This window comes from Bacillus sp. 123MFChir2 (assembly GCF_000383235.1).
GTDB lineage: Bacteria > Bacillota > Bacilli > Bacillales > Bacillaceae_G > Bacillus_A.
The window spans coordinates 1-1,867 of sequence record NZ_KB911025.1; the positions used below are offsets into that span (position 1 = coordinate 1).

A 1,867-nucleotide genomic window follows, 5' to 3' on the forward strand; every position below is an offset into this window, starting at 1 on the left:
CAGGATCAAACTCTCCAATAAAGTGTTTGTCTAGCTTCATAAATAAAAATTGACGTTTCACGTTGTTTGTTTCGTTCAGTTTTCAAAGAACTTGTTCGTCGCCTCATTGCGACTTCCTTATGTTAACATTTCATTCACTCAATGTCAACTAAGTTTTTTATTTCGCTTTCTGCTCGTTTGCATCAGCGACTTTTACTATATTACACACTTATCATTATAAAAGCAATACCTTTTTTAATAAAATTCAATTTCCCTTCTTAAATTTTATAAAGTAAAACTTCCACCTATGGTTAGTTGAACTGATCGGGCTTTTACGGACAATTATCCACCATCTATATTTTTCGCTCTTCTCACTCCTGAGGTGAGGTGGTGGCCTTACTGTCCGCGAATAGCAGAATAAATCCTAAGTAAATTAGATAACACAATGAACATTTATCGAAATGACGATAAGAATGTTAGTAAAATGATTGTGGAAAGCTATTGGTTTTCAACGGAAGCAAACTATGATAAACTTGTTTTGTCAGAATTTACAAACAATAAATATTTATTATTCACTTTTAAACACAGCATAGGTGAATAAGAATATTGATAAGTTGCGGAGGGGAAAAGTATATTGGAACAAATTGAGCTGGTAGAGTTAGACAAAGAGAATATAAATGATGGAAGTTGTTATTGTCTTCGCAGCAAGCCAACTTCGACAGGTTACACCAATAAAAACAAATGGCTTATGGGAAGCTTCAATGAAGGGTTAAAGTATATAAAAATAATGGAGAATAACAAACCAGCAGGGTTCATTGAATATACACCTATTGAATATTCTTCGAGAGTTGTCTATGGCGAAAATTATTTGGTTATCCATTGCTTATGGGTAAATGTTACAGGAAAAGGGTATGCCTCAAAATTGATTGATAAAAGCATTCAAGATGCTAAGGAACAAAGTAAAGATGGCGTTATTGTCATTACGAATCCAAACACTTCTTGGACTCCTAGTAAAGACGTTTTTATAAAGAATAATTTTAAGGAAATAGATCATGCACCTTATGGATTTGAGTTACTTGTTTACAAATTTGACCATTCACCTGATCCATATTTTCCAAAAGATTGGGATAAGCGACTTAAGCTTTTTAAAGACTTAACAATCCTCCGTAGCCAGCAGTGTCCATTTATAGATGTATCAACCAATAATGTTGTTAAGGCAGCCAAGCAATTGGGTATTCACGCAGAAATTATCGACATAAAAAATAGAGAAGAATTGTTGAAACTTTCACCTACTCCTTACGGTATCTATGGAGTAATCTACAAGAATAAATTAGTTTCATTTCATAGACTTACAGTTCACTCTGCGATAAAACGGTTAAAAGAACTATTCTAATTCAACTACAGTGGGTATTATCCGCATTCATCACTGGGAATTTTGGTAAATGAAATAGATCTTTTAACTGATACGTAAATTCGTCCATAACAGATGAATAACCACAATCCTCTACAATGAATTTTACATTGGCTGGTAGTTATTCTCTTGATGTCATCATGACAACAGCTGCGCCCCCCATGTAAATACCAAACAAAGTAATTTCAGCTTGTGGATCTTTCTTCAGAATTCCCTGAATCCATAACAGAATATCTTTTCAATTATTCCAATCCATACCAATATAATTACCTTCACTAATGTATTCTGTCATCCCTGATGCTCTGCCATTATATCCATGAATCATAATTGACCATTTTCATTAAAAATTGCCAACAGGTGGATAAACAAAAAAGACGAGTCTGCTGACTCGTCTTTCGTTTGCCTGGCAACGTCCTACTCTCACAGGGACAAAGTCCCAACTACCATCGGCGCTAGAGAGCTTAACTTCCGTGTTCG

The 1,867-nt window shown here is 34.7% G+C and carries 1 protein-coding gene, 1 rRNA gene and 1 pseudogene; 1 reads left to right on the plus strand and 2 read right to left on the minus strand.

Annotation, left to right across the window (positions count from 1 at the left end; genetic code table 11):
• The first annotated feature begins 613 nt into the window (after positions 1-613).
• Positions 614-1,372, plus strand: a complete 759-nt coding sequence (locus H280_RS0122815; protein ID WP_020063402.1) for a GNAT family N-acetyltransferase — start codon at positions 614-616, stop codon at positions 1,370-1,372.
• A gap of 13 nt (positions 1,373-1,385) precedes the next feature.
• Here the strand turns inward: H280_RS0122815 and H280_RS25965 are convergent.
• A pseudogene (locus tag H280_RS25965) lies at positions 1,386-1,727 on the minus strand (alpha/beta hydrolase); the annotation flags it as partial.
• Between the two features lie 64 nt (positions 1,728-1,791).
• Positions 1,792-1,867: ribosomal RNA gene (rrf, locus tag H280_RS27080) — 5S ribosomal RNA — on the minus strand; the annotation flags it as partial.